This window comes from Paraburkholderia diazotrophica, from assembly GCF_900108945.1.
In the GTDB taxonomy this organism is placed as follows: Bacteria; Pseudomonadota; Gammaproteobacteria; order Burkholderiales; family Burkholderiaceae; genus Paraburkholderia; species Paraburkholderia diazotrophica.
The window spans coordinates 110,713-130,848 of sequence record NZ_FNYE01000020.1; the positions used below are offsets into that span (position 1 = coordinate 110,713).

The window sequence follows — 20,136 nt, forward strand, 5'->3', positions numbered from 1 at the left end:
TATGACTTTGAACAAGAAGCTCGGCTCAATGATTGCCGTCCTCTGGGTGGGCCTGTTCCTGATCGGCGCCTTTGGCGCATGGCAGAACCGGGAATCGATGATCGCCGATCGTCGCAATCAGCTGACCTCTTTGATCGACCAGGCTTACCATGTTGTTAGCCGCTACCACTCCCTGGCCCAACAGCGCACCCTCACCGTGGACGATGCGAAGAAACAGGCACTCGACGCGGTTGAATCTATGCGTTACGGCACGGGTGGTTATATTTCCGTGAACGTAAGACGTTCACCGTCGTTTCGGCTCCCATTAAGCAGCCTGGCTCTGCGAGTGAATCGTGATTTCACGCAGCTTGGATACTTGTCGACTACGATCTACGCCGTTCGGACCTATGATCGTAGCGGATGGAAACTGATAGTCTGGTCGTCAGATTGTCGTTGATGCACATTGCCTCCATCTTACGCGCCGCGACTAGTACCTCACCTCTCGTGCGATCGGCGGCCTTCCAATCCGATGAATACGGCTCCGTTGTCGGTCTTTACGGGATGGACCGTGAGATTTACGCACACGGGCGCGCCCTGCGCCTTGCCGCTCGGGATATCGAACCGCCCCATGTGCATCGGACATTCGATTACATCGCCGAAAACAAAACCATCCGCGAGCCGGGCGGTCTCGTGCGTACACACGCCGGCCGTCGCGTAGAAGCCCGTCGGGGTGTGATAAACCGCATAGAGGTTCCCTTCATGCTGGAACTCGCGCACATCTTCTTCGTCGATGTCCTCACAGGCACAAACCCGATGCCATTCGATGATCTGCATTGGCTGCTCCTTATTATTTGCGTGTGACCGTCGTTCATGCGACCGCCGCACCCTGCTCGCCCGGCGGAAGATTACGGACGACAACATACTCCGGGTCGTGTCGCTGCCGTGCAAAGATCGACAGGATTTCGCGCCACGCGGGCCACAGGCCCAGGTACGGTGTCGGCATTTGCGCGGCCACCGCCTCGTGAAATTCCGGCAGCGCATGAAAAGGCACGCTCGGGAACATGTGGTGCTCAATGTGGTAGTTCATGTTCCAGTAGAGAAATCGCACGAATGGATTGAGCTTGACTGTGCGGCTCGATACGCGATGGTCGAGCACGTTTTCCTTCAGGCCGGTGTGCTGAGTCAACGCGCACAGCTCGTGGAGCCAGGTGCCATAAGCACGCGGAAGAAACAGGAACATGATGGGCAACCAGCTCTTCGCGAGAATTGCCCACACAAAGACGGCAACGTAGCAGGCAAGCAGTATCCGGGAATTGGCGCACATCTTTCTGTACTCTGCCGGCGGCACCACCTCTTCGGCGCCTCGGGTGATAACGCCAAAGCTATGCAGGCATATTGCGCCAAGAAACTGGATACCATGCGAAATACGCACGAAGTCCGTAAAGAGTTTCAGATAGCTGAGCGGACGTTTGAACGCGAGTTCCGGGTCTTTGTAAGGTGCAGCCGTCAGATGCGTGAACGTATGGTGCTTCGCGTGCAGCCAGCGGCTGTGGACCGGTTCGCGCCAGGACATGAAGCAGATGATCCAGTAAGCGGCCTCGTTGAGCCAACGCGTCTTGAACGCCGTGCCGTGCCCGAGTTCGTGAGCCGCTGCCTCGCTGAAGGCGAACACCGTGCCGTATAGCAGAAATGCTGGAACTAGCCACGCGGTACCGCGCGAAAACCACGCGAGCACGCCGCTGGCCGCAACGAAGCCCAGAAAACTGCCGACTTGCAACAGGCCGCGCGCATCGGAGCGTGTCGACAGTTCCTTCAGCACTTTGCGGTCGATGTGAACCCGGTGCCACGCATGCATGTCGATGTTCATCGTATTCCTCTCTCAATGATGACTATCGGTAAGAGCCGGCATACTTCTGCACCGGCGCGAGGTTGTCTTTAGTGACGAAGCTTGGTCCGGAGCTCACCGTCGATCCCGTATACACAGGCTTCAGGTCATACTTCGCAAGGCGCGCTGCAACCTTCCTGTCGTCCTTGAGCGCAGCGACGATGTGCGCAGGATCTGTCGTCTTGTCACGGACGACAATGGCCATCGCGGCTACCGAAAGATAGCCCTGCAAATACGGCTGCTGATCGATAGCAAAAGCGATTGTCCCGGACTGTATGGCCTTGAGAATGTCCGGCGACAGATCGAACGTCGCCACATAGACCTTGCCATTCAAGCCTGCGTCATTGATCCCACGCAGCACGCCAGTCGTCTGATCGGGGCCAAGGGCGAGCACGGCCTGCGTGTCCCGGTGTGAACGCAGGTACGCAGCCACCTTGCTCTGGATGACCGTGGGATCTTCGCCGCTGTCCATCGTGGACTTCTTGTAGTCGACACCGATGGCGTCGGCAAAGCCTTTGCAACGGTCCCACAAAGCCTGGATGTCGGCACCGTGATTCACGCAAAGAAAGTTATGGATACCTGCCGCTTTTGCGCGCTCGCCAGCCGCTTTCCCCGCATCGTATTCGGGCTGACCGATATGCATGATCGCACCAAGCTTCATGCCAAGGTCGGGTCCGCCATTGATCGTCACCAGCGGAATATGCTTGGCCTTTACGCCAGCCAGGCCCTTCTGGATCATCTCAAGGTTAGGCACCGTGGTGATGACGCCCGCGTAGTTGCGCGCCGAAGCTTGTTCGAGGATGCGAACCATATCGCCCGTATCGCCCGTTGGCGGGTTGCGGTAATCGACGGGGACGCCAAAGTCCTCACTCGCATCACGCATGCCGTTCTTCACGGTGTTCCACCAAACGTTCGAGTCGGAACCGTGACTGACCATCACGAAGCGCTCGTCCGCCGTCGCACTGCTCTGGCCGAATGCGGTTATCAATGTCACTGCCGCGAATGTCGCGACGACGCGCCGCGCGATCCGAAATCCGTTTGTCTCCATGTTCGCTGTCTCCTGATCAGGTTCTTCATCGCCCTGCGGTAAAGGCCGGCTGGGCGGTCATCGCGGCGCTTTCAATGAGTGGCGTCTCGTGCGCGATTGACGAATAGAATGTAATTGATGGATTCTCTGCTCTCAAACGGAATCTTGAGGAATTTTCCTCAACATCATCAGGATACGCATGAGCAGTCGACGAAAACCGACAATGGACGATGTGGCAAAAGCCGCCGGCGTCAGCTACGCAACCGTGGAGCGGGTGCTGAACGGTCGCGGAGGCGTTTCGCGTGCCAAGGAAGCCAGCGTGCTCGACGCGGCGCGCAAGCTCAAGATCGATCGCGCGCTTCACGAGGTGTCAGCGCGTTGGCTACGTATTGCCATCGTCACCCAGAAGCCAACATCGCCGTACTATGTCGCGTTACGCCAAGGGTTTGAGCTGGCCCAGAAGTCGTTCGAAACTTTTCGCGTGCTCTGCAATGTCACGTTCTTCGATGACCTTGAGCCGCCGTCGCTTGCGAGCGTGATCGCCCGCGTGTCCCAGAAGGCCGATGCGATGATCGTCGTCGCCTATGAGCATCCGCTCGTTATCGACGCCGTATCGCGCGTGGCGAAAAAGATTCCGGTGGTCTGCGTCGCGAGCGATTTGCCGGATTGCGGGCGGCTCGCCTACGTAGGTATCGATAACCGCTGTGCTGGTCGAATAGCAGGCGAGTTGATGGGCCGGTTTGTCGGTCCCGCAGGCGGTCAGATCCTGGTCATTGCGGGGCTGCGGACGTACCTTGGCCACGAGCAGCGCGACGGCGCATTCCGCGCTGTACTGCGCCGGAGGTTTCCCGCGTGTGACGTCGTTGCAACGGTGGAAAGCCGTGAGAACGAGCGGTCCACCGAAAGACTTACGCGCGATGCTTTCGGCAAATATCCGGGCCTTAAAGGCATTTACAACCTTTCGGTAGGCGACGAGGGTATTGCACGTGCTTTGCGCGCCATGAAATGCCAGGACTCAACCGTCGTTATCGGCCACGAACTCAGTCCGGTGAGCAGGGCCCTCCTTATTGAAGGAGTCGTGGACGCGGTGCTCGACCAAAGCCCGTTCGTCGAGGCCATTCGTGCCGTCGAGGTAATCCTTAATCACTACAATCGCGGCACCACATCGGGCTTACCGCTTCAGACACCCATCTCCATCTATCTGCAAGAGAACCTTCCGCCTGAGTTTTGACAGCGCGCTTGCGAAAGGCAGCGTTATTCGTACAGCGGCGCCTGCCGGTCACGATCGTACCCGGGACGCCGCCAGGCACGGCGTTTGAGCCCCGTTCATGCAATCAACTTCGTAACCATCTTTGGGGAATGCAGCATTGCTCGCAGATTCTATTAACAGATCTCGTTACGTGAGCGACCCGATTTTATCGACCAGTCAGTCAATGTCCCGAAATGAAGAGTATGAAAGCCCGAATTTCGTACTCTCTACATCCCGCGCTGGTTTGGAGGATGTAGATGAGCACCTGCCCGACGTCGGCTCCTCGGCGTCGCGCGACTGGCGAGCACATCGCTAACGGTCATTGTCCACCGGCACATCGTTGATGAACGGCGGCAGCCAAAGGCTGCATTTCCTCGAAGTGGCCCGACTGGTGGGCCTCAATCCCTATCAGCAGTTGCGCGACGCGGGAATTGAGCAGTCCGTGCTGCTCGACCCCGACATCATGATTCCGGCCGAGGCGGTAGCGCGGTTGCTGGAGACATCGGCTCGGTCCGCCGCCGTCGAGGACCTGGGGCTGGGCATACAGCGATTCGAACTACGCGGATACGAGCGTGATCCACGCAAGACGAGATGTCTCGTGACGAGTTCCTGAAGCGATCGGTTAAGCGATTGACGGGATGGTTCGTCTGAAAGACGCCTCGCGTAGCCACTGCTCCGCCTTCGTCTCCACGACGGAAAGCGGTTCGTCCGCAAATGCGAGACCCGTGGCGTGCATGAACGTGACGTCCTTGAGTCCGATCACGCCGAGCGCCGCTTTCAGATAAGGACGAAAGAAGTCGGGCTGTAGCGCAGGCTCGCGAAACATGGCGCCGCCGGAAGTCACCGCGACGAATGTCGGCCGGTCTTGCAACAGGCCCACCTTGCCGTTCTCCGTCGTTTTGAACGTCACGTCACGACGAACCACGAGATCGATCCAGTTCTTCAGCACGGCGGGCACCGTGAAGTTGTGTACGGGCGCGGAGATCCAGAGCATGTCCGCGTCATCGAGCTCCTGAATCAGATGGTCTGAAAGAGCGAGTGCCGCGCCGAACCGCGACTTCGCTTCGGCAATGGGCAACACCAGCGACTCCGCGTACTCGGCCGTAATCGGCGGCAGCGGCTCCGCGCCAAGGTCGCGCCGGACGACCTGGATGTCTCGCCCGAAACGCTCGGCCATCGCGGGCAGCAAATGATGGGTGAAATGCCGGCTCGTCGAGTTCTCGCCCCGTGGGCTGCATTCGAGCTGTAGCAACTTGAGACTGTTCATTGCAGATCCATGCTGAAGTGAAGACCGCGGGCCAACAAGCCAAATCGGAAATAGAAACGTTGCGCCAGTGCATTGGCGAGCGCCGTGTCGAGCACCATCCGGTTGCAGTTGTCGGCGCGGCCAAGCGTGCGCAATTCGTCCAGCAAGCGCTCGCCATGCCCGCGGCCGCGGCCCGCTTCATCCGTGATCAGATCGTCGACATAGATGAAACGGCCGTGAATCAGGTTGTCGATGCGCCGGTAGCCGGCGAGCGCGACGGGCTTGCTGCCGTCCCATACTGCAAGCAGCCGATAACCCTGTGCGCGTTGCAACGCGACACGGGCGAGCCACGCTTCTGATGATTGCAAATGCGGACGCAATTGCTGCATGACGCCGAAACACGCCATCACGTCGGCGTCTGTTTCGGCATGTCGGAGTATCGGGGCGTCGATCATGATGCCAGTGAACGAGGGTTGGTGTAGGCTTCAGTGTCGTCGTTCGGTGACATAGCTGACAGGGACATTTTCTTTGCTTTGGACCAGGCCATGACCCAACCAATGGCCCGCGCGGCGGCGCCTATTCACGAGCAGATCTACACGCGCTTTCGCTCGATGATCGAACAGGGACAACTGAGTCCCGGCCAGAAGGTATCGTCGTTGCGAGCGCTCGCCACCGAGCTGGGCGTCGCGCGCGGCACGGTGCAGGTCGCCTACGACCGCCTGCTCGGAGAGGGCTACCTCGTTGCGCGAGGTCCGGCGGGGACATTCGTTTCGGAGCACACGGCTCCCGCCAGACCCGCTCACGCAAAGAAAGCGCCCGTCGCCGCACGCCCATTCGCACGCCCGTCAGCGCCCGAAACGATCGTCGATATGGAAGGCGGCAATCCCGCGCCGTTGCAGATGGGCCTGCCGGCGCTCGACGAATTTCCGAGGAAAGTCTGGGCGAGGCTGATGACGCGGCAGGCGCGCAAGGTGGGATCGCTGAACAAGCCGCCGCCAGCGGGATACATGCCGTTGCGCGAGGCGCTGGCGGCCTATCTGCACCGCTCGCGCGGCATCGACGCGCACGCCGCGCAGGTCTTTATCGTTCCCGCCTACACCGCGAGCCTTGCCTTGATCGTCGATGCACTCGGACTCGCACGCGAGAGCGCGTGGATCGAACATCCGTGTTATCCGCCGACCGCGCAAACGCTCAAGCGCATGGGCTTACGAATCTGCAACGTACCCGTCGACGAACATGGCATCGACGTCGGTTTTGGGCGAAAGCGATTCAAGAACGCAAGGCTCGCTGTCGTGACGCCATCGCATCAGAGTCCAACGGGTGTTGCCTTGCCGCTGCAACGGCGCGTCGAACTCCTCGACTGGGCGGACGCGCACGATGCATGGATCGTCGAGGACGACTATGACGGCGAATATCGTTATCGCGGCCATCCGTTGCCCGCGTTGAAAAGCATGGACGCATGCGGCCGGGTGATCTACTGCGGGACGCTCAGCAAGGTGTTGTTCCCTGGACTTCGGCTGTCATACGTGGTCGTCGCGCCGAACCTCGTACCGCAGTTCGAACTGGCGTGCAGACGTACCGTGCATGGCGGTTGTCCCGAACTCATGCAGGCAGTGGTGGCTGATTTCATCGCCGAAGGCCATTTTTCCCGGCATATCAAGCGAATGCGGACGCTCTACGCACGGCGGCGCGCGATGCTCGCCGAAGCGCTCGCGCCTTATGCGGCAGATGGTTTCGTCGTTCATCTGCAGGACGGCGGCATGCATCTGCTGGTTGATGTGCGCGAAGATCTCGACGACGTCGCTCTTGCCAGCCGGGCGTGCGACGCAGGCTTCGCCGTGCGTGCGCTGACGACATGGCGCAACGGCTCGCACGGGCGTCGCGGCCTGTTGATGGGATTCACGAACATCAGCAGTCAGGCCCAGGCGCAGCGTCTGGTGACGGAGCTGTTTCGTGCATTCGATCTGCGCGCCAGATAGCCAGTCTCATCGGTAAAGGAGGCGCGTCGCGGCGCGCCAATGGTTTGCATTGGCAGCGGTTCCCGGCCCTCAACCGAAGGCCATCGTGGCGCGGGAACACAACGCAATTCACTGTACCCTTTCGTTCGCTTGAGCAACGCTAGGCCGCGCCTAATGCCTGTCGAGCCGACACACCGGCGCCGCAAAAATCATTCACGACACAAGCAAGAATCATCCGGTTGTATTCGGAAGAGAGATAGCCTTGCTGCGTCAGAGGTCGAAAGACCTTGTCGCCATTTCGAATCCGTCTGCCCGTCAACAGGCAATACGACTCGATACGCGCACGTCCCAGTCGCCACGTCTGTCCAGAGTAACGGCCCAATGTCGCGTCGCTCCAGCTTACGCTCACCGTTTCCGACGACAGCCACTCGACAATCGAAAAGCGAGCAGGGATCGGTTCGGCAACGACGGGCTCAAATGTACTTGCAGCGCGACTGCTTCGGCGATACTTCTTTTTGCGGATGCACGTGTTCGCAGTGGCCTCCGCCTCCGACGCAAACGGCTTCGGCGCCAAAAGAGCAATCAGTGCGCGTCGAACGATATTGTCCTCATCTCGACAGGTCATAGATTCACCTTTTCGGAAGTACTCTGCCCATCGGGGCAGTCGTCATGGAAAGTTGCGATGAAGCCGAAGTCGATTGACGTATCTTCGTCGGCGCGAATCTCATCCCATGAGCGGAAATTCATCGCGCTGCGTGGATCACTCGCCGGTGGTTCGGTCGACGTTGGGCACACTTGCCAACGCGTACCGCGCATTCCCTTCGCGCGCCCAATCCGGACCTGCGTGTACAGTGAACGCGCTCCATCAGATCGACCGATGCGGTGAACAAGGAAGGGGTTACGTCCGAAAAGCCGAACGTGTCCGCTGGCGGCATCCGTTTTTAAGCCGCCGTCACCTGCAGCCCGCGCTGCACCGCCGGCCGCGCGAGACCGCGCTCGAACCAGCGCTGGACATGCGTGAAGCGGTCGAACCCGACGAGCTCGCGCGCCTCATAGAAGCCGATCAGATTGCGGACCCAACCGAGCAGCGAGATGTCGGCGATGCTGTAGCCGTCGTCCATTACCCAGTCGCGGATCGCCAGCCGCGAGTCGAGCACACCGAGCAACCGCGCCGACTCATTCACGTACCGGTCGCGTGGCCGCTTGTCCTCATAGTCCTTGCCGGCGAATTTGTTGAAGAAGCCAACCTGGCCGAACATCGGCCCGACACCGCCCATCTGCCACATCAGCCACTGGATCGTTTCATAGCGCGTGTTGGGATCGGTCGAGAGGAACTGCCCGGTCTTATCGGCGAGATAGATCAGGATCGCTCCCGACTCGAACAACGCCAGCGGCCGGCCGCCCGGCCCGTCGGGATCGTAGATCGCCGGAATCCTGGCATTGGGGTTGAGCGCGACGAAGGCCGGATCGTGGTTCTCGTTCGCCAGGATGTCGATGCGGTGCGACTCATAGGCGAGGCCCGTCTCTTCCAGCATGATGCCGACCTTCACGCCGTTAGGCGTCGGCAGGGAAAAGAGCTGGAGCCGATCGGGATACTGCGCCGGCCAGCGCGTAAAAATTGGATGATTGAGTGTCACTTTGTACCTCCTCGGTGATTCCATCCGTTTAAAAATCTACCCTCCGACGCTGAGCCGCCGTTCGACTTGTTGGAAATCTCCCAAGGTTTAACTACGTGTGCCTTTCCGGGTGTTCATGCCTTTCGTCCGGTGCGATTGGTACGATTGGTGCCTTAATGTCGCCGCAATGCGATTCGTTGAGAACCTCACGGCCCGCCCTATTAGGCAGCGAGACAGGTCGCGACACGATCAGTGATGGCGCATCTCAACGGCCAGCACTTTGCCCGCCGTCGCGACGTGCAGGATCTCTCCTGTGATAAACGGCGCCGAGTCGAGAAAGAGAATGGCGTTGGCAATATCGCTTGTTTCACCCATGCGTCCGATAGGTTGGAAAGCTCCCAGCGCTTCGTGAGTTTCAGGCGCGTGCATCGGCGTCTTTATGATCCCTGGCGCAACGGCATTGACGCGAATGCCCTTCTTCGCGTACTCGATCGCCAGTGACTTCGTGGCAGCGTTGAGGCCGCCCTTCGTCATAGCCGCGAGGACGGAGTAGATTCCGCTGATTGCAGCGTGGTCTATGCTGGCCGTGACGCTCACCACCTGGCCACTCGAATGTTTTTCCATCTCCGCGATCGCGAATTGCGTGATGTGATAGAAGCCCGCCATATTCACATTCGTCACGGCGGCGTAGTCTTCGGCGCTGTGCTCGGTGAAAGGCTTATGAAGGCCCAGACGCGTTCCCAAAAATCTCTCCTGAGTGCATCCGGGCTTTGGCGTTGGGCCTGCATCACATCAAACCTGCAGGGAACATCAGAGAGGGTCGATGCGAGCGGATCGCGTTCAGATCGAGCCAGCCGGTGTAACGGCGGGAAAGTCCTTCTCGGGATCGAACACGTTATTGAAAAAGTTCGTCAGCGAGTACATGGCCACCAGCGCGACGATCTCCATGACGTTCGCGTCCGTGTAGCCGGCATCGCGGACGGCTTTCAGATCGGCGTCAGTGACCTGGCCGCGGGCCTCGATGACTTTGCGCGCGAACTGGACGGCGGCGTCGCGCTTCGGGTCGCTGGCATGGCCCTTCCGGGCGAGAATGATTTCATCGGCCGGCAACTGTGCCATATGCCTGGCCGTAAAGCTGTGAACCGTCAGGCAGTAGTTGCAGCCATTCACTTCGGAGACAGCAAGGCCGATGCTGTCACGCGTCTTCACATCGAGCGCCTTGCTCAAGGAGCCGAGCAGAGTGGCCCATGCGTTGAACGCGATCGGGCTCTGCGCGAAGGTCGCCATCATATTTGGGGTGAACCCAATGTTCCTGGTGAAAGCATCGAGAGTCGGTTTCGAATCGGCCGGCACCTGTTCCGGCTTTAGAGCAATAGTTCGTGGCATCGTAGTTTCCGTAAGTCACTGGTTTCACAAATTGGGGAAAGTTCATGTGCGAACCGTCCCTCTGCTGACTTCGTCCCGAGGTGTTGGGTCGAAGCTGATCAGGCCTTCAAGTCGAAGGTAGCTTGCGTTTGCTTGTCACCTGGTAGTCGTTTAATCGCTCGGCGAGATCAGTGTTGCGGCGACGCGCCTATACCAGATCCAGCACATCGGCCACCGGACGGCGCGGCTTCTGCGCCCAGTTTCCCGGACGCTCCGTCCCTACCGACAACAGCATGACGGGCACCTCGTCCCTGGCCAGTGCGAACTCGCGGTGCACTGCTTCGGCATCGAAACCGATCATCGGCGTCGAACCCAGGCCCAGCGAGCGTGCCGCATAGATCATCGCCGCCGCGCCGAAGGTGCCGGTGCGTACTGCCTCGTCGCGCTGGCGCTGCGGGTAATCCATGTACAGATCGCGTGCGGGAATTTCCCATTCCGGCACCATCGTTGCCGGCATGACGCCCGCTTCAACCAACGGAGCCAGGCGCTCCGGTATTACGCTGGAATCGGCCAACTGGCCGCAGACGATGAAGGTAACGGCTGCTTCGGTGATCGCGGGCTGATTCCAGGCGATCGGACTTAGCCGAGCTTTAGCTTCCGGCGTGCGTACGGCGATGAAGCGCCAGTTCTGCAAGTGGAAGGATGTCGGCGCGGAGGTGCCGATTTGCACCAGTTCGCGGATTTGATCGTCGCTCAAGGTGGCGGCGGGGTCGTAGTACTTCGCAGCGCTGCGGCTCAGGATACATTCGATGACGGCGTTGGTCATGGTGATTCCGTTAGTCATGCTTATTCCTATGGCTAAAAGATACGTTGAGGCACAAGAGTGCTTTCACTCTATGCGAACCTGTTTCGCTCAAGGTGTTGGGCGACGTTTTCTCCTCTGCTTCTGGTGATTGCCGAACGGATGACTCTCTTGCAGTCGGCCCGCGGTACTTCGGCAAGCGCGGGGCGGCGCCTTCATCTCCAGCGCAGACTGAGGCATATTCCGGACGCTGATTGCCAGAGTGTTCATCTGGCTGATTGCGATCGGCAGATCCACGATTTCCCGCTCATCGAGTGCTGCGACTACTACTTCGCAGTACCAATCTGTGACGCCAGTCCGCGCGACACGAATGACCGACTCGGCCCACGCAAAGGCGGCACACTCACGTGTTCATGAGGATGCTTCTCCCAATCGCGCTTGTATTGTGGCTACGGGTTGGACCACAAGTAAGAACCAGGAATGAACATTTTTTATGTACCACGCCCGGATGACCAAGCCGCTGCAAATTGCCGGACTCAACCCCGGAACAGATGTGAAGCGTGCGTGATGGCGCCGCCTGCGCGAATGCCCGCCGCAACAAGCGCGGCTTCCGACAGTTGCGCTTCGCTGGCGCCTGCGTCGCGCGCAGCTTTTGTGTGCAGTTCAATGCAGTAGGGGCACTGCGTCGTCAAAGCGACGGCGACGGCAATAAGCTGCTTCTGTTGCACACTCAACGCGCCTTCTTCAAAGACTGCCTTGTCAAATGCCCAGAAGCTTTTCATCGCTTCCGGTGCGTTTTCATCCAGCTTCTTGAGTCGGCTAAGATGCTTCATATCGAACATGGGATTCTCCTGTAATCATTAACCTGCATGTTTATAGTAGAGAGGTACCCGTTCCATTTGGTCTCGATTTGGTTCGAATTCGTCCATGACTAGTCGCGCTATCTTTGAGCTTCCCGTCCTCGAACGCTTTCTTGCCGCACTGGATATCGGCGTGGCGAATTTCACGCTGTGCGATATCCGCGATGGCTGGAGCGCGCGCTTCGACGCGTGCGCAACGGCAAGCCTTCACTACTGCATGGAAGGCAAAGGCGCACTCGTGACGCAAACGGGCGAGCGCGTCGAGCTGAGTTCGCACAGTTTTGTGCTGTTACCGCCTGGCATCGCTTACGCGATCGAAAGCGGCCGTGCGTCGCCCGGCAACGAAACGAACCACGGACGTCTCACAGACTGGCCTTCGCGAGAAACAGTGCCGACAATCCAGGCGGGCGAAGGCACGGCCGGCATCGCCACGGCATGCGGGGAATTGAAGCTCGACACGAATCACGGCACGGACCCATTCAGCGGGATGCGTCGGCCGCTGATCGCACAGTTCGACGGGCAGTCAGGTTTGAAGAACCAGTTCGTCATGCTGCTGGCAGAATGCGCGCAGCCGGGGCTCGGCTCGCGTGCCATGGTGGAAGCACTGCTCAGGCAGTGCCTGATCATGGTGATGCGGCGGCAGATCGACGCTGGAGGAGTAGAGTTGCCTTGGGCGGCAGGCTTTGCCGACAAGCGGCTCGCAGGGGCACTCGAAGCGATTTTCGAGCGTCCGTCATCGCCGTGGACCGTGGAGCGGTTAGCCGATATCGCCGGCATGAGCCGTTCCGCGTTCGCCGCCCAGTTCATGAAGGCATTCGGGCAGCCGCCGATGAGCATGTTGAAGCTCGTGCGTTTACGAAGAGCGGCCGAATTGCTGGCGACGACCACGCGCCCGGTCGCTGAGGTCGCGAGGATGGTCGGATTCACGAGTCGAAGCAACTTTTCGCAGGCGTTCCATGCAATGCACGGCATGGACCCGACTGCTTTCAGACGTCATCCGGGCGCGGGAAACTAATCGGGCTACGCTCTACGCCAGTTCGTCTCGTCTGTGCCGCGCCCATATCCGCTTTGCGCCGCGGGGATGAGTCATGGCGGACGGCATGTACGATGCCGCCCGCCATCACATTGCCGTTCACGAGCGTCTTCACGGCGGCTGTCAGTGAAATCGCGACCATCGCGCGGTGATCGAAGTCACCGCCTTTAGCGCGTTGACGTCGCTGTCCGACACCTGCGTCCGGTTCGGTCGGGTTCGTTGCAATGGCGGCAGCGAATCGGCGCGCGGCTTCAAGCTTCGAATCCTGAATTGCGCTTCCGTTCCGCAGTGCCTCGACGACATCAGCCGATGCCCGGGGTTTGGCCGCAAACGCATTATTGTGGCTGCGCTCTAGGCCATAGATTAGTACCAGGAATGAACGTTTTCTATGTACCATGACGGGATGACCAAGCCGCTGCAAATACAACTCGATCGGTCCGCGAAGACTCCATTGGCCGAGCAGATCCGCAAAGCAATCAGCACTGCAATTGAGAGCGGCGTGCTTGCGGCGGGAGCACGTCTGCCATCGTGGTTGGACCTCGCAGCCCAACTTGGCGTTGCCCGCGGCACGGTGCGCCTCGCATACGACCGACTTGCCGACGCGCAACTTATCGTTGCTTCCCGGGCGACGGGAACGCGGGTGGCGGATCGGCCGCCCGCTTCCGTTCACGTGGAAGAACGGCCTGATCCGGGGTCGTTCATGGAGATGTACGGGGAACTCACCGCAGGGCCGGCGATTTTCCAGATGGGCGTGCCTGCACAGGAAACGCTGCCCGCCAGACTTTTCACCAAAGTTCGGTCATTCGCTCTACGCGCGGAATCCAGCGCATCAGTCGTTTATCCCGATCCCCGGGGCGAACTGGAACTGCGGCGCGAGATAGCTGCTTACCTCGCTATTTCGCGCGGCGTCACGTGCTCACCCGCCCAGATCATTATCACGAGCGGGTTTAGCGGCGGGCTCGGGCTGACACTACGTGTACTGGGCCTCGAGGGCAAAAGGGCGTGGGTGGAGAATCCGGGTTTTCCATTCACCCGACACGGTTTGGAACTCGCGGGTATGTCACTTTCGCCGATACCCGTCGATGCGGAAGGGCTGAATATCGACTACGGCTTCCAACATGAGCCGAATCCCGATCTGGTTGTCGTCACTCCCGGGCAGCAGGCACCGCTCGGTCCCACGCTCTCGCTCGGCAGGCGTCTGCGGCTTCTCGACTGGGCTGCGAAAAAAGGAGTGTGGGTCCTTGAAGACGACTATCTGAGCGAGCTGCAACTGACGGCACGCGCTGCGCCGGCGCTGGCGTCGCTTGATCGCGGCCAGCGCGTCATTCATATTGGCTCCTTCAGCAAAACGATCAGTCCTGCACTGCGATTGGGATTCGTTGTCCCCCCGTTGCCGCTTGTATCGCGATTCGCGGAAGTGGCGGCATGCCTGGCTCCGGCGCCCTGGCTGTCCGTGCAACTCGCGACGGCGCAGTTCATGCGCGACGGACACTACATGCGTCATCTTCGACGCATGAAGCGGCTTTATATCGGTCAACGCGACGCGTTGCTCAAATGTCTCGAAGAACGTGCTTTCGAGACTACGACTGCCGGCCTGGCCGTACTCGTGCGGTTGCCCGACGGCGTCTCGGACATCTCCATTGCGAGAGCATTGTTGGCGTTCGGTTTAGGACCTCCACCGCTGTCACCCTGGTATGCGTCGCCGGCCTCTGCTAGATCGGGACTTTTGTTGGGCGTCGCGACTTCACCGGAGAGAAACCTCGCCAGATCCTGCGACCGGCTGCGTGAGGTGATAAGACGCTATACGTGAAGCAGCAATGCTACGTCAGCGCCTGATCCCCGGTCACGAAGAGGTCAACGTATCGCCTGACACATGAACGCGCTGTCCGATCTGCACGGGCGGCTGCGTCGAATAGCTGAAATTGCGGTAGCTTCCGTCTTCCATGCGGACCTGTACCTGGTAGCTGGTCTGCTTGCGTACCGCATGCTCGATGCCGTTGCCTGCGAGACCGCCGCCGACGGCGCCCGCGACCGTGGCGAGAATGCGGCCTCGTCCGCCGCCGATCTGATTGCCGATGAGTCCACCCGCAACAGCACCGCCGACTGCGCCGAGGCCCGTCGTCGGCTCGGACGTCTGAATCGGAGTGATCGCGACGACTTCGCCGGCGTTCGGATCGGCGGCGATCTGTCGCGTGCCGGAGGGTTGCGAAGGCGCCTGCGAGTAGTCGCTGTTTGCGTACTGCGGGGCAGGCGCGACGTGCGGCTTGCGCGTGTGATGAACGCGCGGGGGCGCCGCAGGTTCCGTCTGTTGCGCATAAGTCTGAGCCGCCGGTTGAACGGCGGGTTGAACAGCGGGTTGAACCGGATTGGGTTGTTGTACGGCCAGCGGCAAGCTCGCGGGCTGTGCAGTGGCTGCCGCGACCTGCGCGCTGGGCGGTGGCACGGCATGCGATACGGGAAGGATGCCCGTTATCGCTGCGACGCCTGTCGCACAGACGAGGATGACGGACACGGCTGCGCCCGCGATCAACGGATGAATCCGGCTGCGTTGCGCGATGCTGTTCGTGACGTTTGTGTTCATTGCGGCCTCCACTGGTGTGTGCCAGCAATAACGTCGCGTCGACGATAGCGGTGCACGCGCAGAGGTGCTCACTTTGTAAGCATTTGTAGCGCGTCGGGTGCCAGGTTGTTCGACGCGCCTTGCATCGGATGAGCAAATGCGAAGGTCTTGTCCAGTCGCCTGTCGATCTCAACGCTACGATGAACAATAGAAACTGCATGGCGAAGTCGTCGCCATTGCAGCCGACAAGCGCGAGACTGCGAATGATTACATGGAGCATTCGGCGAGGCCGCGTCATGTAACTAATCTTCTTGATATGGGCACTCGCCTCCCGAGCTGTTGCGACAGAGGCGGGCACGCGAAAAATGTGAGCCGGGCAATGACCGTCAAATGTACCGCCGGGGCGCTATTGCTGCTCCTCGCGTCGACAATTTGCGCATTTGGCCAAGAGGCACGTCTGACCGATGCACAGATCGTCGGCATCCTCCTTGTAGCGAATCAGGCTGAAATCGCGGCGGGCCAAACAGCCTTGCGCAGAACCCAGTCGCGGAGCATACAAAGCTTTGCGAGCCGGATGGTTGACGAGCATGGACAGGTGAATCGGGAAACCGCCGAATTGATGCAGAGACTCGCGGCGACGCCACAACGCAGTGCGGCTAGCGATGCGCTGACGCAGCAGAGCTACGACGACCTCGCGATGCTCAACGCAATCGAAGCTCGCGAGTTCGATCAGGCATATCTCGATCGCGAGGTCATCTTCCTGCGGCAACTGATCAAATCGGTAGATGCGTTCATCCCGTCCACGCGAAACGCAGAATTGAAGGTACTGCTCGTCCGGTCCCGCCCCTCTTTTATTTTCCATCTCGACCAGGCTCACCGACTTCAGTTGGCGCTCGAACGGCCAGGGTATGGACGATGATCTGCGGACGATGATCTGCGGACGATGACTGCGCGGCGCGTAAAGGACGCCCGGACGCTCACCGGCTACATGTAAACCATGAAGACGCCGAGGCCGTCGCCCGCGAACACCGCACGCTTCCGGACGATTCGGCCGCGTCGGTGTGCGAACCGGCTGTGCCGCATCGCCCTATAATATTTATCGGACGGTCTGGCGAATGGACGTTCCGGGGTATAGCTATGATCAATGCGGATCTTGGGCAGCAGCTTGAGGGCTATGTCGCGAAGCTGGTTGAGTCGGGTCGCTACGCCTCTGAAAGTGAGGTGCTGCGCGAAGGCGTGAAGCTCATTCAGGATCGCGAACTGCAACTCAACGCGCTGGATGCGATCATCGATCGTGGCATTGCCGATTCGGAGGCCGGACGGGGCAAGCCCGCCAGCGACGTGTTCGACCGACTTGAAGCAAAGTACCATGCGATGGCGAGCAACAGGCAATGATTGTCCAGATTCTTCCTGACGCGCAGGCCGACCTTGAGGCCATTGGCGATTACCTGGCCCGCGACAATCCCCGTCGCGCGATGAGTTTCGTGCGCGAGCTGCGCGACAGATGCCGGCGGCTTGCCGATGTGTACGTTGTATTCCCGATGGTGCCGCGCTACGAAGACCGCGGCGTGCGTCATTACGTTCACGGCGGTCACCAGATTTTCTATCGTGTCGTTGGCGAGCCGCCCGAGCGCATCGACGTCATTCACATCCTGCACAGCGCGCGCAACTACTCGGCGATACTGTTTCCCTGAAGTTTGCGTGAGCCACCCGACGACGATCCGGTTGTTTCTGCGGGTGCGATCTTTGCTCAAGAACGGCGATGTTCCCGCGCAAACGCGTGCCTTTGCCGATTGCCCAATCTTTACCGTGCATCGTTGAATGCGGATGCCCGCATGTGCGAAACGCGACTCGTCCATGGGCGGCGCTACTGCGCCTGCCGCACCGGCAACGCATTTCGTACCTGATGGGCCTCTTAATGGCGCGTCGCGCGGTGTCGTTCATACGCGGTCTGGCACGCAACGCAGCGGGCCGTGTAGGGCGCGGCGACAAGCCGCTCGTAACCGATCGGGTCCCCGCACTCGACGCATGCGCCGTAAAGGCCGGCGGCGATGCGCGCCAGCGCTGCGTCGATCTGCTGCAGTTCGGCGAAATCGTGCCGCGCGAGCGCAGCGCGCAACTCGTCGCCCGCCTTGCGCGATGCCGTCTCGTCGGGATGCGACTCGGGGCCCAGCGCTTCGGGCGGCCGGGCTCCGGCGAGATCTCCGTATTCACCGTGCAGCGTCGCCTGCAATTCAAGGCGGCGCTCGCAGAGCCTTTGCTGTAACAGCATGAGTTCGGAAGAGGTGAGGGTGATCATGGACAGGTTCGATGTGTTCTGTAACGCCACGCACAACCGTGGCATTGCGAATGCTTTCCGTTAGATTGCATGCCCGGCGGTCAAGTATTTAACTCGCGCTCGATTCGAGTTCGACAGGCATGCGTCAAGTATAGGTTTTGCAAAGCAGCAGTATCGACCCGTTGTTAGCGAGGCCTTACGAGGCGCCCGGATATGGGGGCGGGACGGCATGTACTGACTGGCGAATGGAGGATGCCATGGAATCCCGGCTATCTATGCAGGAGGTCACGATTCCCGTGGACGGCGCGCATCTGATGGGCACGCTTACGCTGCCACAGGACACTCGCTCACTGGTTCTGTTCGCGCACGGCAGCGGCAGTTCGCGGTTCAGCCCGCGCAACGGGTACGTGGCCGAGGAACTCAATCGGGCAAACATCGGAACGCTGCTGATGGACCTGCTCTCCGAGCAGGAAGACACCGGCCCGGCTGCCCGCTTCGACATCGATCTTCTGGCGGCGCGTCTCGCGCAAGCGACAGAATGGATCGCGGCACGGCAGACACCACCGCTTTCCGTTGGCTACTTCGGCGCGAGCACGGGCGCTGCTGCGGCGATCCGCGCGGCGCGCGTATCGTCTGTTCCGATCGAGGCCATCGTTTCGCGAGGCGGGCGGCCCGATCTCGCCGGACGCGACGTGCTCTCGTCCGTGCACCTGCCTACACTGCTGGTGGTCGGCGGGCTCGATACTCACGTCATCGAACTCAATCGCGCGGCGTTCGCGCAGCTCGAAGGCCCGAAAGATCTGGTGATCGTTCCCGGCGCGACGCACCTGTTCGAGGAGCCCGGCACGCTGGAAGCCGTCGCGCGGCTCGCTGTGCAATGGTTCGAGCGCTATCTCGGCAACGCACGCGGTAACGCGTGATGCCGCACCCACCAGCGCAAGCCGGCCGCGCTGGTGAGGGCGCACGGACTGCTGTGGATGTACAGCACCTTAAGCGAATGCGCGCAGCACAAGTGTGTCGTCTGCGCGCCGCTCAACGGCGGCGCCTAACGGCCGGCTCTCCCGATTGAGCGTTTCTTCCAGCCATCGTATGCCTTCTTCAGGCGCCCGGTTGACGCGGAAGCGCCGTATCTGCATGGGCGTCATCGACAGTTCGACCAGCTTGCCCGTAGCGAGCTCGATGACGGGAAAGTACATCAGCGAGAGATCGCCGCGATACGCTTCCTGACCGCTAATACCTTCATAGTCGTTGATGAAGTCCCCGGCTCCGTACAGGATGAGCTTGTCCTGATACACCTCAATGCCCTTTACGTGGTGCGACGAATGACCGTGCACCAGGTCCACTGCTGCCGAATCGACGAGATCGTGTGCAAAGCGCCGGTGGGACGCGGGTATGTCGAAATCGAAGTTCTCGCCCCAATGGATCGAGACGACAACGACATCGGCGGGCTGCTTGATCCTTCGCACCTGCTTCGCGATGGCGCGCACGGATTCGGCGGAAAAATCCGCGAGCCTGCTTACACCGGGACGGCCCCGGCCGGCAGCCCAGTCCTTGCCCACGCCGCTGCATTGCGTCGCAAGGGCGAAGACCACCACCCTGCCGCGGCCAGCGAGTCCGATCACGGCCGGCGCGGCCGCCTCGACGTCGTCCTGTCCCGCACCGGCCGTATGAATGCCGGCAACGCGCAAGGTATCAAGGGTTTCCGTCAGACCGCGGCAGCCCCAGTCGAGCACGTGATTATTCGCGAGCGAGCAGCAGTCGATTTTCGCTGCGCTCAGGACAGGCGCATTGGCAGGATGCATGCGGTAGTGGATGCCCTTCCTGGGCCATGCGTCCTCGCTGGACGTGACGGCGGTCTCCAGATTGATGATGCGCGCGTCGGGATTCATGCGATCAAGTTCGCGCAGCGCATCGCCCCAAACGTAGTCGAACGGGACACGTTCCGGCAACGGGCCGTCATTTGCCTCGGCGAGACTCACATAGTCTTTCGCCGATCGGACATAGGGCTCGAAGAGACGAGGCCGGTTGGGATGCTTCAGTATCTGATCGATGCCGCGCCCCAACATCACATCCCCGCACAGAAACAGCGTGATGCAGTTCATGCGTCAGCCAGCAGCGGAATTCTCAGACAGCGCCCGTCGTCGCGTATCGGCAACGGCATTCCGGCGCGCGGACGCTTTCAGAATAGTTCGCTGACTTTTCTGCGTCCAGGCGAGCGGTCCGTACAACGGCGACACGCGTGTGACGTTTTCGTTGCTGGGAGATCATCGCGACGCAA

23 protein-coding genes and 2 pseudogenes are annotated in these 20,136 nt (G+C 60.4%); 10 read left to right on the forward strand and 15 right to left on the reverse strand.

The features are described from left to right. Position 1: 1 nt before the first annotated feature. Positions 2-274 (forward strand): annotated as a pseudogene (locus tag BMW76_RS41970) (cache domain-containing protein); the annotation flags it as partial. A gap of 200 nt (positions 275-474) precedes the next feature. Here BMW76_RS41970 and BMW76_RS23855 read toward each other — a convergent pair. Genes BMW76_RS23855 through BMW76_RS23865 form a run of 3 tightly spaced genes read right to left on the reverse strand, consistent with a single transcriptional unit; the run spans position 475 to position 2,912 of the window. Then, positions 475-813, reverse strand: a complete 339-nt coding sequence (locus tag BMW76_RS23855) for a non-heme iron oxygenase ferredoxin subunit (protein ID WP_090869600.1) — start codon at positions 811-813, stop codon at positions 475-477. Between the two features lie 34 nt (positions 814-847). Beyond that, the gene (locus tag BMW76_RS23860) at positions 848-1,846 is read right to left on the reverse strand and encodes a fatty acid desaturase (protein ID WP_090869602.1); all 999 of its coding nucleotides are present in this window, start codon (positions 1,844-1,846) and stop codon (positions 848-850) included. A 22-nt stretch (positions 1,847-1,868) separates the two neighbouring features. Further along, positions 1,869-2,912, reverse strand: a complete 1,044-nt coding sequence (locus BMW76_RS23865) for a sugar ABC transporter substrate-binding protein (protein ID WP_090869605.1) — start codon at positions 2,910-2,912, stop codon at positions 1,869-1,871. A 202-nt stretch (positions 2,913-3,114) separates the two neighbouring features. On the opposite strand from BMW76_RS23865, the gene BMW76_RS23870 reads away from it, so the two are divergent. Together BMW76_RS23870 and BMW76_RS23875 are read left to right on the forward strand one after the other, a co-directional pair. Next, positions 3,115-4,122 (forward strand): LacI family DNA-binding transcriptional regulator, encoded by a 1,008-nt coding sequence (locus tag BMW76_RS23870; protein WP_245763347.1) that lies wholly within the window; start codon positions 3,115-3,117, stop codon positions 4,120-4,122. Positions 4,123-4,483: 361 nt separating this feature from the next. Further along, positions 4,484-4,753 (forward strand): AraC family transcriptional regulator ligand-binding domain-containing protein, encoded by a 270-nt coding sequence (locus BMW76_RS23875; protein ID WP_090869610.1) that lies wholly within the window; start codon positions 4,484-4,486, stop codon positions 4,751-4,753. A 9-nt stretch (positions 4,754-4,762) separates the two neighbouring features. On the opposite strand, the gene BMW76_RS23880 is transcribed toward BMW76_RS23875, so the two are convergent. Next, positions 4,763-5,407: an FMN-dependent NADH-azoreductase gene (locus BMW76_RS23880; protein WP_090869612.1), complete on the reverse strand. Its 645-nt coding sequence runs from the start codon at positions 5,405-5,407 to the stop codon at positions 4,763-4,765. Beyond that, complete coding sequence (locus tag BMW76_RS23885; protein WP_245763348.1) at positions 5,404-5,841, reverse strand: GNAT family N-acetyltransferase; 438 nt, start codon at positions 5,839-5,841, stop codon at positions 5,404-5,406. The genes BMW76_RS23880 and BMW76_RS23885 overlap by 4 nt, the downstream gene beginning before the upstream one ends. A gap of 90 nt (positions 5,842-5,931) precedes the next feature. On the opposite strand from BMW76_RS23885, the gene pdxR (BMW76_RS23890) reads away from it, so the two are divergent. Then, the gene (gene pdxR / locus BMW76_RS23890; RefSeq protein ID WP_090869615.1) at positions 5,932-7,365 is read left to right on the forward strand and encodes a MocR-like pyridoxine biosynthesis transcription factor PdxR; all 1,434 of its coding nucleotides are present in this window, start codon (positions 5,932-5,934) and stop codon (positions 7,363-7,365) included. A gap of 139 nt (positions 7,366-7,504) precedes the next feature. Here pdxR (BMW76_RS23890) and BMW76_RS42830 read toward each other — a convergent pair whose 3' ends face one another. From BMW76_RS42830 to BMW76_RS23920, 6 genes and pseudogenes are all read right to left on the reverse strand, one after another. Then, positions 7,505-7,969 (reverse strand): DUF3331 domain-containing protein, encoded by a 465-nt coding sequence (locus tag BMW76_RS42830; protein ID WP_090869618.1) that lies wholly within the window; start codon positions 7,967-7,969, stop codon positions 7,505-7,507. Between the two features lie 316 nt (positions 7,970-8,285). Then, positions 8,286-9,005: a glutathione S-transferase N-terminal domain-containing protein gene (locus BMW76_RS23900; protein ID WP_218162551.1), complete on the reverse strand. Its 720-nt coding sequence runs from the start codon at positions 9,003-9,005 to the stop codon at positions 8,286-8,288. A 220-nt stretch (positions 9,006-9,225) separates the two neighbouring features. Then, positions 9,226-9,680: pseudogene (locus BMW76_RS23905) on the reverse strand (SDR family NAD(P)-dependent oxidoreductase); the annotation flags it as partial. 120 nt (positions 9,681-9,800) lie between these two features. Next, positions 9,801-10,346, reverse strand: coding sequence for a carboxymuconolactone decarboxylase family protein (locus BMW76_RS23910; protein ID WP_090869624.1), 546 nt, complete (start codon positions 10,344-10,346; stop codon positions 9,801-9,803). A gap of 187 nt (positions 10,347-10,533) precedes the next feature. Continuing rightward, entirely contained in the window at positions 10,534-11,169 is a 636-nt protein-coding gene (locus BMW76_RS23915; protein WP_090869626.1) for a nitroreductase family protein, read from the reverse strand. Between the two features lie 494 nt (positions 11,170-11,663). Further along, complete coding sequence (locus BMW76_RS23920) at positions 11,664-11,969, reverse strand: carboxymuconolactone decarboxylase family protein (RefSeq protein ID WP_090869628.1); 306 nt, start codon at positions 11,967-11,969, stop codon at positions 11,664-11,666. An 85-nt stretch (positions 11,970-12,054) separates the two neighbouring features. On the opposite strand from BMW76_RS23920, the gene BMW76_RS23925 reads away from it, so the two are divergent. Continuing rightward, entirely contained in the window at positions 12,055-13,002 is a 948-nt protein-coding gene (locus BMW76_RS23925) for a helix-turn-helix domain-containing protein (protein ID WP_090869630.1), read from the forward strand. On the opposite strand, the gene BMW76_RS41975 is transcribed toward BMW76_RS23925, so the two are convergent. After that, a complete protein-coding gene (locus BMW76_RS41975) occupies positions 12,974-13,441 on the reverse strand; it encodes a hypothetical protein (RefSeq protein WP_245763349.1) in 468 nt (155 codons plus the stop codon). The genes BMW76_RS23925 and BMW76_RS41975 overlap by 29 nt on opposite strands. Here BMW76_RS41975 and pdxR (BMW76_RS23935) point away from each other — a divergent pair. Continuing rightward, positions 13,424-14,830 carry a MocR-like pyridoxine biosynthesis transcription factor PdxR gene (gene pdxR, locus BMW76_RS23935; RefSeq protein ID WP_090869632.1) on the forward strand — a complete coding sequence of 469 codons (1,407 nt, stop codon included), beginning with the start codon at positions 13,424-13,426 and terminating at the stop codon, positions 14,828-14,830. The two genes, BMW76_RS41975 and pdxR (BMW76_RS23935), sit on opposite strands and share 18 nt — an antisense overlap. 33 nt (positions 14,831-14,863) lie before the next feature. On the opposite strand, the gene BMW76_RS23940 is transcribed toward pdxR (BMW76_RS23935), so the two are convergent. Then, positions 14,864-15,601, reverse strand: coding sequence for a glycine zipper 2TM domain-containing protein (locus tag BMW76_RS23940; RefSeq protein ID WP_090869634.1), 738 nt, complete (start codon positions 15,599-15,601; stop codon positions 14,864-14,866). A 358-nt stretch (positions 15,602-15,959) separates the two neighbouring features. Between BMW76_RS23940 and BMW76_RS23945 the strand changes: the two genes are divergently transcribed. The 3 genes from BMW76_RS23945 to BMW76_RS23955 all read left to right on the forward strand — a co-directional run bounded on the left by BMW76_RS23945 (position 15,960) and on the right by BMW76_RS23955 (position 17,274). After that, positions 15,960-16,499 (forward strand): DUF4142 domain-containing protein, encoded by a 540-nt coding sequence (locus BMW76_RS23945; protein WP_090869636.1) that lies wholly within the window; start codon positions 15,960-15,962, stop codon positions 16,497-16,499. 218 nt (positions 16,500-16,717) lie between these two features. Continuing rightward, positions 16,718-16,975, forward strand: coding sequence for a type II toxin-antitoxin system ParD family antitoxin (locus tag BMW76_RS23950; protein WP_090869638.1), 258 nt, complete (start codon positions 16,718-16,720; stop codon positions 16,973-16,975). Continuing rightward, complete coding sequence (locus tag BMW76_RS23955; protein ID WP_090869640.1) at positions 16,972-17,274, forward strand: type II toxin-antitoxin system RelE/ParE family toxin; 303 nt, start codon at positions 16,972-16,974, stop codon at positions 17,272-17,274. The genes BMW76_RS23950 and BMW76_RS23955 overlap by 4 nt, the downstream gene beginning before the upstream one ends. A gap of 221 nt (positions 17,275-17,495) precedes the next feature. On the opposite strand, the gene BMW76_RS23960 is transcribed toward BMW76_RS23955, so the two are convergent. After that, positions 17,496-17,879, reverse strand: coding sequence for a TraR/DksA family transcriptional regulator (locus tag BMW76_RS23960; RefSeq protein WP_090869642.1), 384 nt, complete (start codon positions 17,877-17,879; stop codon positions 17,496-17,498). Positions 17,880-18,115: 236 nt separating this feature from the next. Between BMW76_RS23960 and BMW76_RS23965 the strand changes: the two genes are divergently transcribed. Further along, on the forward strand, positions 18,116-18,778 hold the full coding sequence (locus BMW76_RS23965) for a dienelactone hydrolase family protein (protein ID WP_090869644.1): 663 nt from the start codon (positions 18,116-18,118) through the stop codon (positions 18,776-18,778). Positions 18,779-18,847: 69 nt separating this feature from the next. On the opposite strand, the gene BMW76_RS23970 is transcribed toward BMW76_RS23965, so the two are convergent. After that, a complete protein-coding gene (locus BMW76_RS23970) occupies positions 18,848-19,960 on the reverse strand; it encodes a CapA family protein (RefSeq protein WP_090869646.1) in 1,113 nt (370 codons plus the stop codon). Positions 19,961-20,136: the final 176 nt, after the last annotated feature.